The organism is Sphingomonas sp. Leaf5 (assembly GCF_001421155.1).
In the GTDB taxonomy this organism is placed as follows: domain Bacteria; phylum Pseudomonadota; class Alphaproteobacteria; order Sphingomonadales; family Sphingomonadaceae; genus Sphingomonas.
On sequence record NZ_LMJZ01000006.1, the window covers coordinates 1 to 20,185 of the forward strand.

At 67.7% G+C, this 20,185-nt stretch carries 17 protein-coding genes and 2 pseudogenes; 6 read left to right on the plus strand and 13 right to left on the minus strand.

Features of this window, described 5'->3' with window-relative positions; all coding sequences use genetic code 11:
* The first annotated feature begins 394 nt into the window (after window positions 1-394).
* From ASE50_RS06105 to ASE50_RS06120, 4 genes are read left to right on the plus strand one after another with little or no spacing between them, the layout of a single operon-like run.
* A complete protein-coding gene (locus ASE50_RS06105) occupies window positions 395-2,644 on the plus strand; it encodes a glycosyl hydrolase family 95 catalytic domain-containing protein (RefSeq protein ID WP_235512217.1) in 2,250 nt (749 codons plus the stop codon).
* Between the two features lie 14 nt (window positions 2,645-2,658).
* A complete protein-coding gene (locus ASE50_RS06110; RefSeq protein ID WP_056397157.1) occupies window positions 2,659-3,708 on the plus strand; it encodes an alpha/beta hydrolase in 1,050 nt (349 codons plus the stop codon).
* Window positions 3,709-3,763: 55 nt separating this feature from the next.
* The gene (locus ASE50_RS06115; RefSeq protein WP_162236169.1) at window positions 3,764-5,473 is read left to right on the plus strand and encodes a tryptophan-rich sensory protein; all 1,710 of its coding nucleotides are present in this window, start codon (window positions 3,764-3,766) and stop codon (window positions 5,471-5,473) included.
* Between the two features lie 2 nt (window positions 5,474-5,475).
* A complete protein-coding gene (locus ASE50_RS06120; RefSeq protein ID WP_056397645.1) occupies window positions 5,476-5,970 on the plus strand; it encodes a DUF427 domain-containing protein in 495 nt (164 codons plus the stop codon).
* Window positions 5,971-5,994: 24 nt separating this feature from the next.
* Here the strand turns inward: ASE50_RS06120 and ASE50_RS06125 are convergent, their stop codons facing one another.
* The 3 genes from ASE50_RS06125 to ASE50_RS06135 form a co-directional block, all read right to left on the minus strand.
* Window positions 5,995-7,521: a DHA2 family efflux MFS transporter permease subunit gene (locus ASE50_RS06125; RefSeq protein WP_056397160.1), complete on the minus strand. Its 1,527-nt coding sequence runs from the start codon at window positions 7,519-7,521 to the stop codon at window positions 5,995-5,997.
* A gap of 177 nt (window positions 7,522-7,698) precedes the next feature.
* Window positions 7,699-8,853, minus strand: a complete 1,155-nt coding sequence (locus ASE50_RS06130; RefSeq protein ID WP_056397165.1) for an HlyD family efflux transporter periplasmic adaptor subunit — start codon at window positions 8,851-8,853, stop codon at window positions 7,699-7,701.
* Window positions 8,846-10,309, minus strand: a complete 1,464-nt coding sequence (locus ASE50_RS06135) for an efflux transporter outer membrane subunit (RefSeq protein WP_056397167.1) — start codon at window positions 10,307-10,309, stop codon at window positions 8,846-8,848. Before ASE50_RS06135 ends, ASE50_RS06130 begins: the two co-directional genes overlap by 8 nt.
* An 87-nt stretch (window positions 10,310-10,396) precedes the next feature.
* On the opposite strand from ASE50_RS06135, the gene ASE50_RS06140 reads away from it, so the two are divergent.
* Together ASE50_RS06140 and ASE50_RS06145 are read left to right on the plus strand one after the other, a co-directional pair.
* Entirely contained in the window at window positions 10,397-11,029 is a 633-nt protein-coding gene (locus ASE50_RS06140) for a TetR/AcrR family transcriptional regulator (RefSeq protein ID WP_162236170.1), read from the plus strand.
* A 77-nt stretch (window positions 11,030-11,106) separates the two neighbouring features.
* Entirely contained in the window at window positions 11,107-11,481 is a 375-nt protein-coding gene (locus tag ASE50_RS06145; protein WP_056397175.1) for a hypothetical protein, read from the plus strand.
* Between the two features lie 20 nt (window positions 11,482-11,501).
* Here the strand turns inward: ASE50_RS06145 and ASE50_RS06150 are convergent, their stop codons facing one another.
* The 10 genes and pseudogenes from ASE50_RS06150 to ASE50_RS06190 form a co-directional block, all read right to left on the minus strand.
* The gene (locus tag ASE50_RS06150; RefSeq protein ID WP_056397180.1) at window positions 11,502-12,230 is read right to left on the minus strand and encodes a fatty acid desaturase; all 729 of its coding nucleotides are present in this window, start codon (window positions 12,228-12,230) and stop codon (window positions 11,502-11,504) included.
* Window positions 12,231-12,256: 26 nt separating this feature from the next.
* Window positions 12,257-12,784, minus strand: a complete 528-nt coding sequence (locus ASE50_RS06155; protein WP_055998190.1) for a sterol desaturase family protein — start codon at window positions 12,782-12,784, stop codon at window positions 12,257-12,259.
* Between the two features lie 168 nt (window positions 12,785-12,952).
* Window positions 12,953-13,657, minus strand: a complete 705-nt coding sequence (locus tag ASE50_RS06160; RefSeq protein WP_056397183.1) for an NAD-dependent deacylase — start codon at window positions 13,655-13,657, stop codon at window positions 12,953-12,955.
* 25 nt (window positions 13,658-13,682) lie between these two features.
* On the minus strand, window positions 13,683-14,348 hold the full coding sequence (locus ASE50_RS06165; RefSeq protein WP_056508072.1) for an alpha/beta fold hydrolase: 666 nt from the start codon (window positions 14,346-14,348) through the stop codon (window positions 13,683-13,685).
* The gene (locus ASE50_RS06170) at window positions 14,345-15,394 is read right to left on the minus strand and encodes an AbrB family transcriptional regulator (protein WP_056397189.1); all 1,050 of its coding nucleotides are present in this window, start codon (window positions 15,392-15,394) and stop codon (window positions 14,345-14,347) included. The genes ASE50_RS06165 and ASE50_RS06170 overlap by 4 nt, the downstream gene beginning before the upstream one ends.
* Before the next feature lie 117 nt (window positions 15,395-15,511).
* Window positions 15,512-15,765, minus strand: a pseudogene (locus tag ASE50_RS19430) (TerC family protein); the annotation flags it as partial.
* 1 nt (window position 15,766) lies between these two features.
* Window positions 15,767-16,245 (minus strand): annotated as a pseudogene (locus ASE50_RS19435) (YjbE family putative metal transport protein); the annotation flags it as partial.
* A gap of 4 nt (window positions 16,246-16,249) precedes the next feature.
* Entirely contained in the window at window positions 16,250-17,551 is a 1,302-nt protein-coding gene (locus ASE50_RS06180) for a CitMHS family transporter (RefSeq protein ID WP_055998178.1), read from the minus strand.
* Between the two features lie 22 nt (window positions 17,552-17,573).
* The gene (locus ASE50_RS06185; protein ID WP_056397192.1) at window positions 17,574-19,067 is read right to left on the minus strand and encodes an OprO/OprP family phosphate-selective porin; all 1,494 of its coding nucleotides are present in this window, start codon (window positions 19,065-19,067) and stop codon (window positions 17,574-17,576) included.
* Entirely contained in the window at window positions 19,064-20,134 is a 1,071-nt protein-coding gene (locus ASE50_RS06190) for an ABC transporter substrate-binding protein (protein ID WP_056397196.1), read from the minus strand. Before ASE50_RS06190 ends, ASE50_RS06185 begins: the two co-directional genes overlap by 4 nt.
* Window positions 20,135-20,185: the final 51 nt, after the last annotated feature.

The window sequence follows — 20,185 nt, forward strand, 5'->3', positions numbered from 1 at the left end:
CATCAACAATGTCAAATAGCACTCCCTGCTCCAAACCCCTAAGGTCGAAGCGCCAGCAAGCCGGCGATAGAGAGACCGGAACACATGGCACCAACCATTCGGTCAGCACCAGGTCCCGGAGGATGCAGAAGCGACCGTGTCGGCCACCGCTGCGGTGACACCCATCTAGGGGGAGGCGATTGGGAGGTCAACAGCTTTCTTCGATTCGCCGGAACAAAATCTTCGCAATGTAGTCTCGGCGACGTCTGGCGGGCCCTCCACGGCGCTTGTGCGCCCTGATTTACCGCCTAGTCTCCGCGACATGACTGAGCTTCCCCATACGAACCGCCGGACCATTCTGAAAGGAGCGGCCGTCGGCGTTGCGACCGCCACCCTTTCTCCAGCGGTAGCGGCTGTGCCACGATCGACCGCCACCACCCTATGGTACCGGCAACCCGCGGCGCTGTGGACCGAGGCGCTGCCGATCGGGAACGGGCGACTGGGGGCGATGGTCTTTGGCGGGGTCGCGCGGGAGCGATTGCAGCTCAACGAAGCGACCCTGTGGAGCGGCGGCCCCTATGACCCGGTCAACCCGTCGGCGCGTGCGACCTTGCCCGAGGTCCGTGCCCTGATCGCGGCGGGACGCTATGCCGATGCGGAAAAGCTGGCGAATGCTCGGGTGATGGCGACGCCGTTGACGCAGATGGCGTATCAGCCGCTCGGCGACCTGGTCCTCGAACTGGTCGGGGCAGGGGAGGCGAGCGAGTATCGCCGCTCGCTCGATCTGGAAACCGCGACGGCGGAAACGCAGTTCGGTATCGGCGGCACGCGGTTCCGGCGCGAAGTCTATGTCGCGCCCGACGACGATGTGATCGTGGTCCGGTTGCAGGGTGATAAAGCGTTCGGGCTGTCGGTCGGGATGACGTCGCCGCAATCGGACATCGGCATTTCGGCGAGCGACGGTGTTCTGACGATGACCGGTCGCAACGGCGTGCGGACGGGAATAGCGGGCGCGCTCCGCTTCGCCGCGCGGGCGCATGTTTCGGCGGTGCGGGGGCAGGTGACCGCTGCAGGCGATCGGATCGAGGTTCGCAATGCCCGCAGCGTAACGATCCTGCTGACCATGGCGACCAGTTTCCGCCGGTTCGACGATGTCGGCGCTGATCCCGAGGCGAGCACGCACGCCATGTTCGAGCGCGCCCGGGCGAAGGGAGAGCCGCGGATCCGGCAACAGGCGTTGCGGGCGCACCGCGCGCTGTTCGATCGGGTCAGGCTGGATCTCGGCGAGACCCCCGCCGCCCTGCGGCCAACCGACGAACGCGTCGCGATCGACCGGATGGCCGACGACCCGGCGCTGGCCGCGCTGTATTTCAACTATGGCCGCTACCTGTTGATCGCATCGTCGCGGCAAGGCGGGCAGCCGGCGAACCTGCAAGGCATCTGGAACGACAAGGTCGATCCGCCATGGCAGTCGAAATATACCGTCAATATCAATACCGAGATGAATTACTGGCCGGCCGAGGTCACCGCCTTGCCCGAATGCATGGCCCCCTTCGTGGCGATGATGCGCGAGCTGGCGATCACCGGCGAGCGGACCGCGCGGACCATGTACGGCGCGCGCGGATGGGTATGCCACCACAATACCGACCTCTGGCGCGCGACCGCACCGGTCGACGGCGCGCAATGGGGGCTCTGGCCGACCGGTGGGGCATGGCTGTGCACCCATTTATGGGACCATTACGACTATCGCCGCGACCTCGATTTCCTGCGATCGGTCTATCCGATCCTGCGCGGGGCGGCGCTGTTCTTCCTCGATACGTTGCAGGTCGATCCGGCGACCGGTGGGTTGCTGACCAGCCCGTCGCTGTCGCCCGAGAATATCCATCCCTGGGGCGCGTCGATCTGTGCCGGGCCGGCGATGGACAACCAGATCCTGCGCGACCTGCTCGATCAGGTCGGCCGCGCCGCCAAGCTGCTGGACACCGACGCCACCTTCGCCGCCGAGATCGCCGCCGCCCGCGCGCGTCTCGCCCCCGACAGGATCGGTACGGCGGGCCAGTTGCAGGAATGGCGTGAGGATTGGGACATGGCCGCGCCCGAGCCGAAACATCGCCACGTCTCGCATCTCTATGCCCTGTTCCCGAGCGACCAGATCAGCCCCGACCGGACCCCCGGCCTCGCCGCCGCCGCGCGCCGGTCGCTGGAACTGCGCGGCGACGAATCGACCGGTTGGGCAACGGCGTGGCGCGCGAATCTATGGGCACGGCTGAAGGACGGCGACCATGCGCACCGCATCCTCGCCTATCTGCTGGGGCCGGCGCGAACCTATCCCAACCTGTTCGATTCGCATCCGCCCTTCCAGATCGACGGCAATTTCGGCGGCACGCGCGCGATGGCGGAGATGCTGCTGCAGAGCCGCGACGACGAACTGCTGCTGTTGCCGGCTTTGCCGCGCGCCTGGGGTCAGGGATCGATCACTGGCCTGCGCGCCCGCGGCGGGCTGGGCGTCGATCTGCGCTGGCGGGGCGGGCGGCTCGACGAAGCGGTGCTGCGCGCCGGCGTCGCCGGCCGGCGGCAGGTTCGCCTGAACGATACGAAGATCGATATCGACCTGATCCCCGGCCGCACCGTCCGCCTGCGCGGCGAGCGGCTGATCGTCGCCTGAACCCCGGAGCCGCCATGAAAACGATTCTCGCCGCCCTCGCGCTGCTGTCGCCTGCCCTCGCCGCCGCGCAGGTCGCAACCCCGGCCCCTGCCACGGTCGCCGGGGCCAAACCGATCACGATCGAACGCATCACCGTCCATTCGCCCGCCGTCGAAGGCAATCTGGAAGGCAACAGCGCCGACCGGCCGGTGCTGGTCCTGCTTCCGCCGAGCTACCGGACATCGCCCAACCGCCGCTATCCGGTGGTCTATGCGCTCCACGGCTATTCGATCGGGGCCGACCAATGGGCGAGCGAAATTCATGTCCCGCAAACGATCGAGGCTGCTTTTGCCAAGGGAGCGCGCGAGATGATCGTGGTGATGCCCGATACCAAGACGATGCATAACGGCAGCTTCTATTCGCGATCAGCGACGGTCGGCGATTTCGAGAACTTCATCGCCCGCGATCTGGTCGGCTATGTCGACAGCCATTACCGCACCGTCGCCGACCGCCGGAGCCGCGGTCTCGCCGGTCATTCGATGGGCGGCTATGGCACGATCCGCATCGGCATGCTGCACCCCGACACGTTCGGCGCGCTCTACATTATGAGCCCGTGCTGCCTGATGACCCGCGCGCTGGGCGTCACCGATGCCGCGCAGGAGAAGATATTTCGGGCGATGACGTCGCCCGCCGACAGCGAAAAGCTGAACTGGGGACAGCGGGCGCAACTGGCGACGGCCGCCGCATGGTCGCCCAATCCGAAGGCGCCACCGCTCTATCTCGACCTGCCGATCAAGGACGGCGTGCCGCAGCCTGACGTGCTGGCGCGCTGGACCGCCAACACGCCGATTGCAATGTTCGATCAGCATGCCGCCGACCTGCGCCGTTACCGCGCAATCGGCCTCGACGTCGGTGACCGCGACGGATTGAAGGAAGGGGCCGAACAGCTGCACGCGGCGATGGACCGCTACGGCATCAAACATCGCTATCAGGTCTATGTCGGCGACCACACCAGCGGCGTCGCGACGCAGATGCAGACGGTGGTGATCCCGTTCTTTGCCGACGCGCTGGTCTTTCCGAAATAAGGGCAGGGGACCCGAACGTCCTTCGACCGTTATGCGCGGCGAAGGAGTGTCGTCCATGTCCCGTTCCGTCCTGATTACCGGTGCCAGCGTCGCCGGCAATATCGTCGCGTGGTGGCTCGGCCGGGCCGGGTTCGACGTCACCGTCGTCGAACGTGCGAGCGAATTTCGCGATGGCGGGCAGAATATCGACGTGCGCGGACCCGGCCGCGAAGTGTTGCGGCGCATGGGGTTGGAGCGGATCGCGCTGGAACAAGGCACCGGCGAGGAGGGAACCGCCTGGGTCGATGCCGATGGCAAGGTCGATGCGCAGTTCCTGACCGCCGATCAGGAGGAGGACGGCCCGACCGCCGAGATGGAGATATTGCGCGGCGATCTGGCGCGGCTGCTTTACGAACCGGCCAGCGAACGCGCGACCTATCGCTTCGGCGACCATATCGCGACGGTCGACCAGGATGGCGATGGCGTGACGGTCGGCTTCGCCGGCGGCACGACCGAACGCTATGACGCGGTGATCGTCGCCGAAGGGGTCGGATCGACGACGCGTGAGAGGGTGTTTGCGGACAAGAACGATCCGCGTTGGATGGACCTGACCATCGCCTATTTCACCATCCCGCGCACCGCCGACGACGACCGGCTGTGGCGCTGGTACAATGCGCCGGGCGGGCGCAGCGTGTCGCTCCGCCCCGATCGGCACGGCACGACCCGCGCGATGCTGTCGGTGCAACAGCCGCCCGGCGGCGAACAGGATTGGGACGTCGCGCGGCAGAAAGCATGGCTGCGCGAACGCTTCGCCGATGCCGGATGGCAGGCGCAGCGGGTGCTGGAAGGCATGGCCGACACCGATGATTTCTATTTCGACGTGCTGCGACAAGTACGGATGCCGCGCTGGTCGGACGGCGAGGTGGCGCTGACCGGCGATGCCGCATGGTGCGCGACCCCGATCGCGGGCTATGGTACGACGCTGGCGGTGACCGGCGCATACGTGCTGGCACAGGAACTGATCCGACAGCCCGATGTCCCCGCCGCCTTTGCCGCGTACGAACAGCAGATGCGGCCGATGGTCGAGGATGCGCAGGGCGTGCCGAAGATCGCGCCGCGGCTGATGAACCCGCACAGCCGGCTCGGCATCCGCCTGCTGCACGGGGCGCTCGATCTTGCGAGCCGTCCGGCGGTGCGCAAGCTGTCGGGCAAGATGTTCGGCGGCGACACGCCCGAACCCGATCTGTCGCGCTATCTGCCCGAGAGCGAACGACCGGCGGAAGCACCCGAACAGACCGGGCTGTCGCCGTTGCTGGCGCTCGGCATCGTCGGCGCGGTGCTGGGCGTCAGTGCGGTGGTCGGGCGGCGCAACGCCCCCGATCGTTCGCATCCGGGCATCCGCCGCTGGTATCGCCGGCTCGACAAGCCCGACTTCACCCCGCCCGACGCCGCGTTCGGCGCCGTGTGGCCGGTGCTCGAAACGGGTCTTGCGGTCGGCGGCTATCGGTTGTTGCGCGAACCGGCCGGGCCGATGCGCAACGCGGCAGTTGGGGCGTGGCTGGTCAACAGCGCGATGGTCGGCGGTTGGACGCAGCTCTTCTTCCGCGAACGAAAACTCGGGGCGAGCGCGGCGGCATCGGGGGCGATGATCGCGACCGGGACCGCCTATGTCGTGACGGCGGCGAAGGTTGATCGCCCGGCGGCGGCGCTGGGCGTGCCGTTCGTCGCGTGGCTGGGTTTTGCCACGCTGCTCGCCACCCGCATCTGGCAGGAGAACAAGCGATGAGCCTGTGGCCACAACCCGATCCGGTCGGGCCGGGGCAGGAAAGCGTGTGGGACTATCCGCGCCCCGCCATCGCCGCGCCGAGCGACTGCCATGTCCGCATCGAGCATCGCGGCGTCGTGGTCGCCGATACCCGCGCCGCGATCCGCACGCTCGAAACCAGCCATCCGCCCAGCTGGTATATCCCGCCCGGCGACATTGCGGCGGGCGTGCTGCAACGCTCGCCCCGCCGATCGCTGTGCGAATGGAAGGGGCAGGCGGTCTATTGGCACCTCGCCATCGGCGGCGAGATACTGCGGGATGTGGCGTGGAGCTATCCCGATCCGACACCGGCCTTCGCGATGCTGCGCGATCATGTCGCCTTCTACGCCGGGCCGCTCGACCGGTGCAGCATCGACGGCCGACGCGTCGTGCCGCAACCGGGCGGCTTCTACGGGGGCTGGATCACCCCCGACCTCGCCGGACCGTATAAGGGCGTGCCGGGCAGCATGGGGTGGTGATCCGGCCGGGCGGTTACCCTACCGTCAGTGCGCCGCGCCCGGTCCCGCCACCCGTTGTGGCCGCGGTGCCAGCCAAATGATGAGCGCCGCGCCGGCAAAGATGATCGCCGACAACAGGAACATATGGTTGATCGCCAGCGTGCTGCTCTCCTGCGCCACCGTCATCTCCACCGCGCCGCGCACCTGATCGATCGAAAATCCCTGTGCGGTCAGCGCCTGTTCGGTCGCGCCGGTGTTCAGCCGCGACACCATCTCGCTGCGCGCGACGGTCATGTTGTCGGCATAGAGCGTCATCGACACCGACGTCCCGATCGCCCCGGCCATCGTCCGCAGGAAGCTCATAACGCCCGCCGCCGATGCCGTCTCCTTCGGATCGACTGCGCCCAGCGCAATCGTGGTCAGCGGGATGAAGAAGAACGGCATGCCGAACCCCTGCAACATCTGCGGAAACGCCAGCGTCCAGAAATCGGAGCCAGTCGTCCACTCCACCCGCAGCAGATTGACCGCCGCGATCCAGAAGATGCCGAAACACACCAGCGCGCGGGGATCGCGCTTCTTGAGCATCCTCGCCACGAACGGCGACATGATGACCGCCCCCACGCCGTTGAACGCGGTGGCATAGCCAGCATAGGTCGAGGTGTAGCCAAGGCTCGCCTGCAACCATTGCGGGATCAGCACGACCGAGGCGAAGAAGGTCCCGAACGCAAAGGCCAGCGCGGCGACCGCGACCGTGAACCCCCGGTGCCGGAACACGCGCAGGTCGACGATCGGCTGTCGCTCGGTCAGTTCCCATACGATGAACACCGCCGCGCCCACCGCCGCCACGATCGCGAGGATGACGATCGTCGGATCGCTGAACCAGTCATGTTCGCGGCCGATATCCAGCATGATCTGCAACGCGCCGATCCACAGGATCAGCAGCGCGAGGCCGATCTTGTCGACCTTCAGCTTCTCGCGCTTCGTCTCGGCGGGTTTCAGCAGGCGCAGCGCACCGAACACGCAGAAGATCGCGACCGGAATGTTGATGAAGAAGATCCAGTGCCACGACCAGCTGTCGGAAATCGTGCCCCCAAGGATCGGGCCGAGGATCGGCGCGGTGACCGTGGTCATCGCCCACATCCCCATCGCCTGCCCATGTTGTTCGCGCGGAAAGATCCGCAGCAACATCGTCTGGGTCAGCGGCATCAACGGCCCGCCGCACAGCCCCTGACCGATCCGCGCGACCACGATCATCGCCAGACTGGTCGACAGCCCGCACAAGATCGAAAAGATGCCGAAGCCGATCATCCCGATAACAAAGGTCCGCACCGCCCCGAACCGCCCGGCCAGCCACCCGGTCAGCGGCACGCAGATCGCCTCTGCCACCGCATAGGAGGTAATGATCCACGTCCCCTGACTAGTCGAGATGCCCAGCGACCCGGCGATATGCCCGACCGACACGTTGGCGATCGTGGTGTCGAGCACGACCATGAAATTGGTCAGCGCCAGCACCAGCCCGGCGAACAGCAGCTTGGGGCCGGTAAAGGGTTTGAAATCATCCTGGCCGGCCATGCCGCCTTGCTCCCTTATGGGTTTTCTTCGACCCGAACCGTTCGTCGATGCCCGCAATGCTCCCCTTCCTGACAAGGGAGGGGCTGGGGGTGGGTAGGTTTGGGGCTGGCGGTACGCTCCCTCGCGGGCCGACCCACCCCCGACCCCTCCCTTGTCAGGGAGGGGAAATCGTGCCGACTACCGCCCCGAAACATCCACCTCTGCCGTCATCGACAGCCCGACGCGCAGCGGGTGCGCCGCCAGTTCCTTCGGGTCGAGCGCGACGCGCACCGGCAGGCGCTGCACGACCTTGATCCAGTTGCCCGTCGCGTTCTGCGCCGGGATCAGCGCGAAGGCGGAGCCGGTGCCGCCCGAGAAGCCGACGACGCGACCATGATATTCGACATCGTCGCCATACAGGTCGGAGGTGAGCTTGACCGATTGGCCCGGCTTGACCTTGGTCAGCTGGCCTTCCTTGAAGTTCGCGTCGACATAGGCGCTGTTGACCGGGACGATCCGCATCATCGTCGTGCCCGCCGCGACGCGCTGTCCGACCTGGATGGTGCGGTTGGCGACCACGCCGTCGATCGGGGCGCGGACGATGGTGCGGTCGAGGTCGAGCCGCGCCTGCCGCACGCGTGCCTCCGCCGCCAGCACGTCGGGCGCGCTGTTGGCCGTCGCCCCCTGGATCAGTGCCTGATTGGCGGCGAGATTGCCCGCCGCCGCGACCCGCTGCGACCCGGCCTCGGCCACTGCCGCGCGCGCCTGTTCGAGCGCGGCACGGGCGGACGCTAGCGCATTGGTCGCGGCGGTCAGTTCGTCGCCCGATACCGCGCCATTGGGGGCGAGCCGCTGCCGACGGTTGAAATCGACCTGCGCCTTGTCGAACGACGCCTGCGCCGATGCCAGTTGCGCGCGGGCACTGGTCACCTCGGCCCCCTTGGCCTCAACCTGCGCCGACAGTGCGCCGCTGGTCGCCGACGTCTGTCCGAACTCGCGACGCGCCTTGGCCAGATCGGCCTGCGCACTCGCCAGCGCGATCCGCGCGTCGCTGTCGTCGAGCCGGACCAGCACGTCGCCGCGCTTCACCGCCTGCGTTTCCGACGCGCCGATCGCGATCACCTGTCCGGCGACCATCGGCGTGATCTGCGCGGTTTCGGCCCCGACATAGGCGTTGTCGGTCTCGACATAGTTGCTGCCGACAAGCGCATACCAGGTGCCATAGCCCGCGCCGCCCAACAGGACGATCGCGGCGATGCCGGTCAACAGCTTCTTGCGCTTGGACGGGGCAGGGGTGTCGGATGCGGCCTTGGCCTCGGCGAAGCTGCGGTCGGCGGGATCGGCATCAGCCATGGGTCAGGTCCTTGTTCTGCTGTGCGGTGGCCGGCGCGGTAAAACCGCCGCCCAGGGCACGGACGAGCGCTATATCGAGGGTAAAGGCACGTGCCTGCAGGTCGGCGACGATCCGCCGCGCCTGCAACACCCGGTCCTGCGCGACCAGCACGTCGGTGAAGCGCGACAGCCCGCCTTCGAAGCGTAGCCGCGCGACATCATACCCGGCCTGCGCATCGGTCAGCGATTGTTGCGATTCGGTCAGCCGCGTGGTCAGTGCGCGCTGGCTGACCACCGCATCGGCGACCGCGCGATAGGCGTCGGTCACGGTCCGGTCGTAATCGGCGACCGCCGCGTCATAGCTGCCCCGCGCCACGCGGTAGCGGCCCTGCAACTCGCCGCCGCGAAAGATCGGCAGGCTGAACGCCGGACCGATGCTGCCTGCGGTCGATCCGCCTTTTATCAGGTTGCTCAGGCCCAGCGATTGCAGACCGAACACCGCCGACAGATTGAACGCCGGATAGAAATCGGCGCGCGCGACCTTGATCCGGCTCGCTTCCGCCTCGACCCGGGTGCGTGCCGCGACGATATCGGGACGCCGCGCGATCAGGTCGGTGGTGACGCCGATCGGCAGCCCGCGCGCGGCGATGGTCGCGGCGGGCGGGGTGATCGCCAGCCCCCGGTCCGGCCCCTTGCCCAGCAGCGCGGCGATGCGGTTGCGGGTCAGCGCGATGGCTTCGTCGGTTGCCGCCACATCGGCGCGCGCCGCCGGCACCGCCGAGTCCGCCTGCTTCTGCTCGGCGCGCGTATCCAGCCCGCCGGTCACCCGGTCGGCGGTCAGCTTCGCGGTCTGCCGCCGCACGTCGAGCGCCGCCAGCGCCACCACGCGTTCGGCGAACAGCCGCGCCAGATCGGCATAGGCATCGGCGATGTTGGTCGACAGCGTCAGCTGCGCCTGCGCCAGATCGAGCCGCGCCGCCGCCGCATCCGACCGCGCCGCCGCAAAGGCCGCACGGTTGCGTCCCCACAGGTCGAGATCGAAGCCGAGTTCGCCCTGCACCCGGCCGGTATCGTTCCAGCCCTTCGGCACGAAATCGGCGGGGATGCCGTTGTTGTAGCTTTGCTTGGTCAGGCCGGCATTGCCGGTGACGCCCAGCGTCGGCAGCCGCGCCGCCCCAGCCTGCTGCGCATAGCCCTCGGCCTGCGCGACGCGGGCGGTGGCGGCCGCCAGATCGGGCGATCCGGCCAGCGCCTCGGCGATCAGCGTATCGAGCTGGGGGTCGCCATAGCCTTGCCACCAGTTCTGCGCCGGCCAAGCGGCATCGCCCGTTGCCGCAACGCTGCGGTCGGCGGCGAAGCTGGTCGACGTCCGCGGCACCGGCGCATCCGCCAGACGGGGTACGGTCGCGCAGCCGGACAGGAACAGGACCGCAAGCGGCACCAGCGAACGGGCGTTCCGGGGAATCTCAGTTGTCATGCGAAAACCGTACTAGTGGGTACGCCGCGTGCCATGATCCTGCGGCTTGCGCCTGTCAACGATTATCTGTACCCAACGGTACAGTTTATGAGTACCATCGAAGAAACCGCGCCCGGCAAACGCGAAGCGCGCAAACAGGATCGCCGCGACGCGATCGTCGCCGCCGCGCGTCGCTCGTTCCTCGACGACGGCTATGCCGCGACATCGATGTCGGGCCTGCTCAAGACCCTCGGCGGGTCGAAGGCGACCCTGTGGAGCTATTTCCGGTCGAAGGAGGAATTGTTCGCGGCGGTGATTGCCGACGTCACCGCCGCCTTTCGCCAGCGGGTGACCGACGAGTTGCTGACGCCCGGCGACATGCCGGCGACGCTCGTCAATTTCTGCCGGGTGTTCATGAACAAGACTGCGCATCCCGACGCGGTGGCGGCATGGCGTCTGGTCGTCGGCGAAAGCGGCCGTTTCCCCGAAGTGGGGGCGATCTTCTACGAACAGGCGGCGGGCCATATCGAACGCGCGCTCGCCACCTATATCGCCGAACAGATCGCGGCGGGCCGGCTGCGCGACGAAGGGCCGACCGACATGGCGCGGATGCTGATCGGCATGACCGGCGCGCAGCAAAATCGTCGCCTGTGGGGGGTCGAACCCGCGCCGGCGGACGGGATGGACGCGGAGGCGCGGCGCTTCGCCGGCTATTTCCTGCGGCTGTTCGCCATCGCCTGATTCGGTTCGCCGCGCGGGCGACTCGGCTCGACTCAAGCCGGTGGATCGGCCCGAATCGCCGACTCATCGTCGCGCGCATGAAACGAACGATCCGGCATCGCTGCGGCCATACGCAGCACCATGACATCTTCGCCTTCACCGCCGCCGACCAGACCCGCACCGAATTGCGGCTGGAACGACAGCGTTGCACCGATTGCATGGCGACGGCCCGGGCCGAACAGGCCGCCGCCGATCGCGCCGCCATCGCCGGACATGCGCTGCCGCCGCTGACCGGCAGTGCGCGACAGGTGGCGTGGGCCGACACGATCCGGGCGGAACGGCTGGCGAAACTGGTTCGCTCGCACCCCGCCTGCCTCGCCGGACTCGCCGCGCAGGTCGATGCGAAATGGTGGATCGATCACCGCCGGACGCCCGACGACGTGCTGATGCAATCGACCCTGCGCGTGGCCTGACGGATAGCGAGGATCAGGGGTCAGCGCTGGTCGGTCCGGCCCGCGATCGACCGCCGTCGGGCGGGCAGTCCCCACCACGGCGTACCAGGCGATAGATGATGTTCGTGATGATAGCCGCCGAAATGGAAACAGGTCAGGAGCGACAGTACCGGACCGACCTTCAGACTATGCGTGCGATGCGCGTCCACGAACGGCGCTTCGCGTTCGCGGTGCGGCAACCATGTTCCGAACACGAACAATTGCCCGACCGCCCCCAACGCAGGCACCGCCCAGAACAGGACGATGTTGCCGAGCGATGCGCCGAACCCGAAGATGTAGATCAGCGCCATCACCGTGATGCGGGCGATTTGTCCGTGCGAGTAATAGGTCCGGAAGAATTGCAGGAACCACGCGGCCAGACGGGGATCGCCGCCATGGAAATCGGGATCGCCGTGCCGGCCCGCATGCTTGTGGTGCAGATGATGCTGCGGCAGCAGCGCGGCGTAGGACAGGCACGCATAGAGCGACAGGCACAGCGTACCGACCGTCCGATTCAGGACGGGATGGGTCGGCGCCAGCGCGCCATGCATCGCGTCGTGCGCGATGATGAACAGCCCGGTGCTGAGCCATGTCTGCACCAGGATCAGCGCGATGGCGATCGGCAGCGTGCCGACGCTCCACTGCCAGAAGAATATGCCGGTGATATGGATCGCCAGCCAGGTGACGACGATCGCAACCGACAGCGATACGCCGATCAGCGTCTGACGCATGGCCTTCGATCCGGACGCGATCGACCTCACCGCTCAGCGTCGGACGGCAAAAGATCATCCTGTCGGTCGCGCTGCGGAACGCGCTGGCGCTGGTCGGCGTGGGCGCGCAACTGCGCCTTCAGCACCGCCGGTTTGCGGGCGAACAGAAACCCGTGGCTGACCGTACCATGCTTGCCCTCGACGGCATGGTGCAGCCGATGCGCCTGCAGCAGCCGCTTGAAATAGCCGTGCTTGGGCACCCACCGGAATCCACCGCGTTGATGGACGAGCATGTCATGGACGAAGGCATAGATCCCGCCATAGACGGTGATGCCCAGCGCCGCCCACCATAGCGGCTCCCACCACAGACCGACGACGAACAGGGCGATCGGCACGATCGCGAAGACCACCGCATAGAGGTCGTTCTTCTCGAACCACCCGGCATGGTCCTCGTGATGCGACTTGTGCCAGCCCCAACCCCAGCCATGCATGACGTATTTATGCGCCGCCCATGCGAAGCACTCCATGAACAGGACCATGAAGGCGACGATCGCGATTTTCTCTAGCCAGGTCATTGCGGGACACCATTGCGACGCGCGACGGGCGGGAAGGACCAGAACAACATGCGGTCCACATAAGGCATGCGGGTCGGCGATGCGAGTGCGCCGCCGGGGAAAATCGGCGGTATCCGGTCGGTTGGCGCGGTCACCAAACCGTGGCGACGCGTCGCCTGGCCGCCGCCGTCATTGCCCGGCCAGCACCTGCGCGACCCATGCCGGCACCAGTTCGCTTGCCGGGCCGAGGCGGCTTTCGTCGAAACGGTCCGATCCGGCCGAACGTTCGAGATTGAGTTCGAGCGTCGCCGCGCCGCGATCATTGGCCCATTCGACGAAGCCGGCGGCGGGATAGACCGCGCCCGACGTACCGATCGATACGAACAGATCGCAGGCGCCGATGGCATCGACGATCCGGTCCATCGCATACGGAATTTCGCCGAAGAACACGATATCGGGCCGCAACGCCGCCGCGCCGCAGGCACTGCACACGCTGCCCGGCGGCAATGGCCCGGCATGCGCTACGCGGGTGCCGCACGCGGCGCACAGCGCCGAGCGCAGCGCGCCGTGCATGTGCAGCAGTCGGCGCGCGCCCGCGCGCTCGTGCAAATCGTCGACATTCTGCGTCACGACCAGCAGTTCGCCCGTCCAGTCCCGGTCGAGCCGCGCCAACGCCACATGCGCGGCGTTGGGCGTCATGTCGGTCAGCGCCGCGCGCCGCAGGTCGTAGAAGCGGTGGACGAGCCGGGGATCGGCCCGCAACGCTTCGGGGGTGCAGACATCCTCGACCCGGTGCCCTTCCCATAGGCCCCCGGGACCGCGGAACGTGGCGATCCCCGACTCCGCGGAAACGCCCGCTCCCGTCAGGACGACGATGTTGCGGATTGGCTGCATCGGACCTGCATAGGCGACACCGTGGTCAGCGCAAGCGGTCGGTCAGCCAGTGGCGCAACAACATGGTCACCTCGCCCGATCGCTCCATCGGCGACAGGTGACCGCAATTGCGGATGACATGGAAGCGGGCGTCGGGAATACGATCCGCCAATGCCTGCGCATCCTCGACCTTGCAGATGCGGTCGCGATCACCGACCGCGACCAGCGTCGGCACATGGACCGCAGCGATGGCGAGGTCGAGATCGGGGCGGGCGAGCAGCGCGCGCTGCTGCCGTTCGAACACTTCGGCACCGACGCGTTCGGCCATTGCCTGCACCGGGCCGCTGACGATCGGGGTCAGCATCGGATCTGCATGCGGCGCGGTGGCGAGCAGCCCCTGTTCGTCGACGGTGCGCGCGCGCATCGCCATCGTCGCCCGCGTCCCGAACAGCGCGACGCGTTCGATCCGCTCGGGTGCCTGGCGGATCATCTCCAGCGCGACATAGCCGCCCAGGCTGACCCCGGCGACGGCGATGCGCGGCGGGGCATGGGCCAGCACACGGGCGGCCATCGCCGACAGGCTGTCGTCGACGCTCAGGTCGCCCAGTTCGGGATGGGCGATGTCGCCGAGGTCGACGACCTGTCGCGCCCATAGCTGGCCGTCGCATCCCATGGCCGGGAGCAGGACGAGCGGTGTCGGTTTTGGGGTCATGACGGCTTCTCCGAACGAAAGGCGAGGGGGGCGAACAGCAGGACGATGGCGACCCGCGCCAGATGGGTGACGACGACGATACCGGGTTCGAGCGACAGGCTGATCGCGACCATGCTCATTTCCGCCAGCCCGCCGGGCGAATAGGCGAGCGCGAGCAGCGCGATGTCGAGCCCGGCGGCCCGGCCCAGCAGGATGGCGACGACGAAGGTCAGCATCATCAGGATCAGCGTCGATCCGGCGGCCAGCGCCAGCAGGCGGACGAACGCCCGAAGATCCAGCCCGGCGAAGCGGCAGCCGATCGTCGCGCCCAGCCCGATCTGCGCCGCCGCCAGCAGCCAGCCGGGTACGCGGAAATCGGTGACGCCGGTCATGTGCAGCGCGGCACTGATCGCCAGCGGCCCCATCAGATGCCATGCCGGCAGACGCAGCGCGCGACCGAGGAACAGGCCCACCGCCAGACTGATCCCGCCCCACAGGAACAGCGCGGGCGACGGCCATGGGCTGATCGACGTGACCGGTGCCGCGGCGATCGCCGCCGCCGCATGGAAATGACGGATGACGAAGGGCAGGAGGAAGACGACGAGAAAGATCCGCGCGCCATGGATCAGGCCGATGGTGCGTTCGTCGGCACCGCGTTCGCCGCCCATCACCACCATTTCGGCGATGCCGCCGGGCATGCCGGCGAAATAGGCGGTGGCGGGATCGAAGCCGGCGACCCGCCGGAACCACAGGACGCACAGCAACCCGGCCAGCGCGAGGAACGGCGGCAGCAACAGCAGCGGTAGCCACCATTCGCGCGCCAGCGCGATCAGGCCGGGATGGAAGGAACTGCCGAGCACCAGACCGATCACCGCCGCCATCGGTCGGCGGGTCGCGCCACTGGCGGCGATCGGCAGGCCGGCGATGCTGGCGACGGCGCAGGCGGCCATCGATCCCAGCACCCATGGCAGCGGCGCGCCGACCGCGGCGAAGATCGCGCCGCCGGCTCCGCCCACCGTGATCGCGGCGACGAAGCGCAGGACGATGTTCGCCGCGTCCCGTTTCAAGCGAACAGGCTCAGCACGCCGCGCGACGGATCGACCAGCCCTTCGTAGATCATGCGGCAGGCGACATAGACGATGACGGCAAGGCCGATATAGGCGACCCAGCGATAGCGTTCGATNCCGCGCGACGGATCGACCAGCCCTTCGTAGATCATGCGGCAGGCGACATAGACGATGACGGCAAGGCCGATATAGGCGACCCAGCGATAGCGTTCGATCACCCGCGCCAGCCCGTTGGCGGCAAGGCCCATCAGCGCGACCGACAGGATCAGGCCGACGGCGAGGATGCCGGGATGCTCGCGCGCCGCGCCGGCGACCGCCAGCACATTGTCGAGGCTCATGCTGACATCGGCGACCGCCACCGCCCATGCGGCNACGGCGAGGATGCCGGGATGCTCGCGCGCCGCGCCGGCGACCGCCAGCACATTGTCGAGGCTCATGCTGACATCGGCGACCGCCACCGCCCATGCGGCGCTGGCGAAGCTGCGCGGGGCGGCGGCCTTCAGCGTGCCGTCCTCGCCCGGCGTGTCGTCATGGTCGCGCAGTTCGCGCCACATCTTCCACGCGACCCATACCAGCAGCAGCCCGCCGGCAAAGACGAGGCCGGTAAGCTGCAACAACTGCGTCACGACCAGTGCGAAGGCGACGCGCAGGACCAGCGCCGCACCGACGCCGATCAGGATCACCTTGCGCCGCATGTCCGCCGGCAAGCCAGCGGCCAGCGCCCCGACGACGATCGCATTGTCGGCGGCCAGCATCACGTCGATCAGCACGACCTGCGTAAAGGCGGCGAGCGCAGACGGACTGCCGATATTGGCGAAGTCCGCGACGATATGGTTCCAAAGTTCAGTCATCGGTTCAGCTGACGAACGGGAAGGCGAGCACGATCATCCCGACCAGCGTCATCACGACACAGACCGCCGTCGCCGGGATCAGCGTGAACCGCTGGTGATCGGCAAGGTCGATACCGGCAAGGCTGACGAGCAGATAGGTCGAGGGGACGAGCGGGCTGAGCAGATGGACCGGCTGTCCCATCAGCGAGGCGCGAGCGATGGCGATCGGCGACACGCCATAATGCGCGCCGGCTTCCGCGAGGATCGGGAGCATCCCGAAATAGAAGGCGTCGTTGGAGATGAAGAAGGTGAAGGGCAGGCTGAGCAGCGCGGTGATCGGCGCCATATACGGCCCCAGCGCCGGCGGGATGAAGCCGACGACTTCCTTGCTCATCGCTTCGACCATGCCGGTGCCCGACAGGATGCCGGTAAAGATGCCGGCGGCGAAGATCAGCGACACGACCGACAGGACGTTGCCGGCATGGGCCGCGATGCGTTCCTTCTGTTCGGCGACCTGCGGATAGTTGACGATCATGGCGATGGCGAACGCCAGCATCATCAGCACCGACAGCGGCAGCAGGCCGACCACCAGCCCGACGATCAGCGCCAGCGTCAGCGCACCGTTGAACCAGCGCAGGTGATAGCGGCGCGCTTCGGGGAACTGCGACACCGCCATGCCGGTGAAGGCGGTCGGTCCGTTGGCCTTCACATGGCCGATGCGGCGTCGTTCCTTGCGGCCGAACCAGATGGCGAGGCCGATCAGGAAGGCGAGACCGGCGAGCATGCCGGGGATCAGCGGCAGGAACAGCGTGGCGGGATCGATCTTCAGCGCGCTGGCGGCACGCGCGGTCGGGCCGCCCCATGGCGTCAGGTTCATCACGCCGCTGGTGCTCATGAGCAGGCAGCACAGATACAGCCGGTTCATGTCATAGCGTTTGTACAGCGGCAGCAGCGCGGCGATGGTGATGATGTAGGTCGTCGACCCGTCGCCATCGAGGCTGACGATCGCGCACAACACGACCGTGCCGATCAGGATCAGCATCGGATCGCCATGCACGACCTTCAGCAACCGGTTGACCAGCGGGTCGAACAGGCCGGTATCGGTCATGATCGAAAAGAACAGGATGGCGAACAACAGCATCACGCCGGTCGGCGCGAGGTTCTTGATCCCGTCGATCATCATGTCGCCCAAGCCGCCGGCGAAACCGGCGAGCAGGGCGAAGGCGGTGGGGACGGTGATCAGCGCGACCAGCGGGGTCATCCGCTTGGTCATGATGAGCGTCATGAAGGTGGCGACCATCAGGAAGCCGAGCAGGGCGAGATCCATATGCGTAATGCTCCCCGAGGGATCAGAAGGTGACGGCGATGCGGGTCATGACGGTCTGGCCGTCGTCCGGCCCGACATAGGCGCCGGCGCGATTATCGGTGTTCCAGTGGACCAGATTGGCCTGGAAGCGGGTGAAGCTGTTGAGATACCAGTTGGCACCGATCGTCGCGGCCCAGCCCTGTCCACCGGTCAGCAGATCGGCGTAATCGAGATTCTCGTAGCGCGCGGTCAGCTCGATCGCGCCCGGCCCGCCTTCGAAGATCGGACGCAGCACGCGCGGCTGTCCGAAGCTGCCGAGACGCGGATTATAGGGCGGCAGGTCGCCGGTGACGAACCACCCGCCCGACAGGCTCCACGCCTTGCTCACAAAATCGGGGCGACCGGCGTCGAGGCGGGCATGGCGCTGCCCCGCTTCGCCCATCAGCCACACCGGGCCGACATAGCCGCCGAGTTCGAGGCCATAGCCGGTGGTGCCGGTGCCGCCGGTCAGCGCGCCCGACGATACGCGCAGCGCACCGTTGAACCGGCCGCCGATCACGGTGTTGCGGGTCAGCGTGGTCGCGCCCGCGGCCAGCCCTTCGTCGAACCCCCATGCGCCCAGATGCAGGACGCTGTTGCCGGTCTTGATCGGGTTCCAATGGGCGCGGGCCAGCACGGTGCGGCTGTCGTTGCCCGACTGGTTACCGTCGATCCGGTCGCCGGTGAGCGTCAGCGACGCGTGGCCGGTCTTCCAGAACAGGCGCGGCATGATGCCGATGCCATAGAAGCCACGCTGCGGGATGATCGCGGTCGACACGACGGTGCGTTCCATGAACGGCGTCGAATCCGAACCCGTCGATCCTTCGAACCCGCGATCGTTGAACAGGTGGCCGGCGCGGACGTCGTAATCGATGCCCGGCGCGATCCGGTTGCGCCACCCGATGAACGCGGTGACGATGTCGACCTCGTTCTCCGAAAAGTCGCTTTCGAACTGGTAGAAGAAGTGCGTGCCGACCCCGCCTTCGAGGCCGAGGCGCAGCGCACGCATGCCGGTGGTGGTGATGTTGCGCGCGGTATAGTCCGACCCGAAGGTCGAGCTGACATCGGTCAGGATGCGGCCGCGCGGCTTGAAGGTATAGATGCCGTCGGCCGAATGGAACACGGGCAGGCCCGCGCCCCATTCGGTGGTAACGCCGGCGGCATTGGCCTGCCGCGCCTGCGCGACGTCGCGTTCGGCCGGGCCGGGGGGAACCAACTGCGGCGCGAACGGGCTGGTGACGTTGCCGCCCGACTGCGACGGCACCTGCGCAAGCTGTGCCGGCGGTGGTGCGACGGCGGCGGGCGTGGCGGGCGTGGCCGGGGCGGCAACGGCGCTTGCGCTCTCCAACCGGTCGAGCCGGGCGCGCAGCGTCGCGATCTCGGTGGCCTGTGCGCGCACCAGTTCGGCCAGTTCGGCGGCGCTCGGCGTCTGTGCCAGCGCCGGGGTGGCGGCGACCAGCGCGACGAGCGCGCAACCGCTTCGGAAAAGCTTCATCATTTGCTTCCTTCGGTGAGGATCGCGCGCCAGTCGGCCAGGAAGCGGCGGCGCTTGATCGTATCGAGATTGACGAGAAGTTCGGGCCCGACGCGGATCGGGCGCTGCTGTCCGGCCGACAGGCGCGGCGCGCGCACGTCGCTGCGCACCGGCAACAGCCATTGCCGGGCCAGCAGCGTCTGCCCGGTGCGCGACAGCAGGAAATCGAGGAACAGCTTCGCCGACGCCGGACGCCGCGCATCGCGGGCGATGAAGGCGACGCGCGAGGCGATCAGCGTATAGTCGCGCGGAAACACCACGCCGATGCGGCGGTCGCGCTGCGCGGCGGCCAGCGCATAGGGGCCGACGACGTTGTACGCGATGGCGATGCGGCCATCCGCAACCGCCGCGAGCATCGGTTCGGTCTGCGGCGACAGCCATGGCCGCGTCGCCGCCATCGCCTGTACCAGCGAACGGGTGTCGCGGGTGATGGCATAATCCTCGGCCAGATACAGATAGCCGACGTTCGATCGCGCCGGATTATAGGTCGCGACCTTGCCGGTCAGCGGCACGCGGCCGGCGCGCAACAATGCCTCGAACGCCTGATGGGTCCGCGGCACCCGCCCCGGCGGGATCAGCCGGCGATTGTAGACGAAGGCGACCGGCTCGGCGGTGACGCCATATCCCATGTTCTTCCACACCGCATCGGCGGGCAAAGCGGGCTTTTCGGGGCTGTGATAGGCCTGCGCATAGCCGTCGTTGATCAGCTTGGCCTGCAGATCCATACCCGACGACCAGATCAGGTCGGCCCCGGCCACGCGGTGCTGCGCTTCGGTGACGACGCGGCGATAGATGTCGCGTGACTCGAGCACCTCGTAGCGCACGGCGACGCCGGGATAGGTGCGGCGGAACGCGGCGATCAGCGCCGCCATCGCCGCCGCATCGGCATTGCCATAGACGCGCACGCCGCCCTCGGCCCGCGCCGCTTCGATCAGCGCGTCGTACGACTGCGGATAGCCCGCCGGGCGTTGCGCCACCGCCGGCCCGGCCAGACCGATCAGCGTCATCAACAGGATCAGGAGTCGTTTCATGCACATCCTCTCGCTTCCCGTCTCTCGGTTCGGGTAAGCACTGGGGCATGT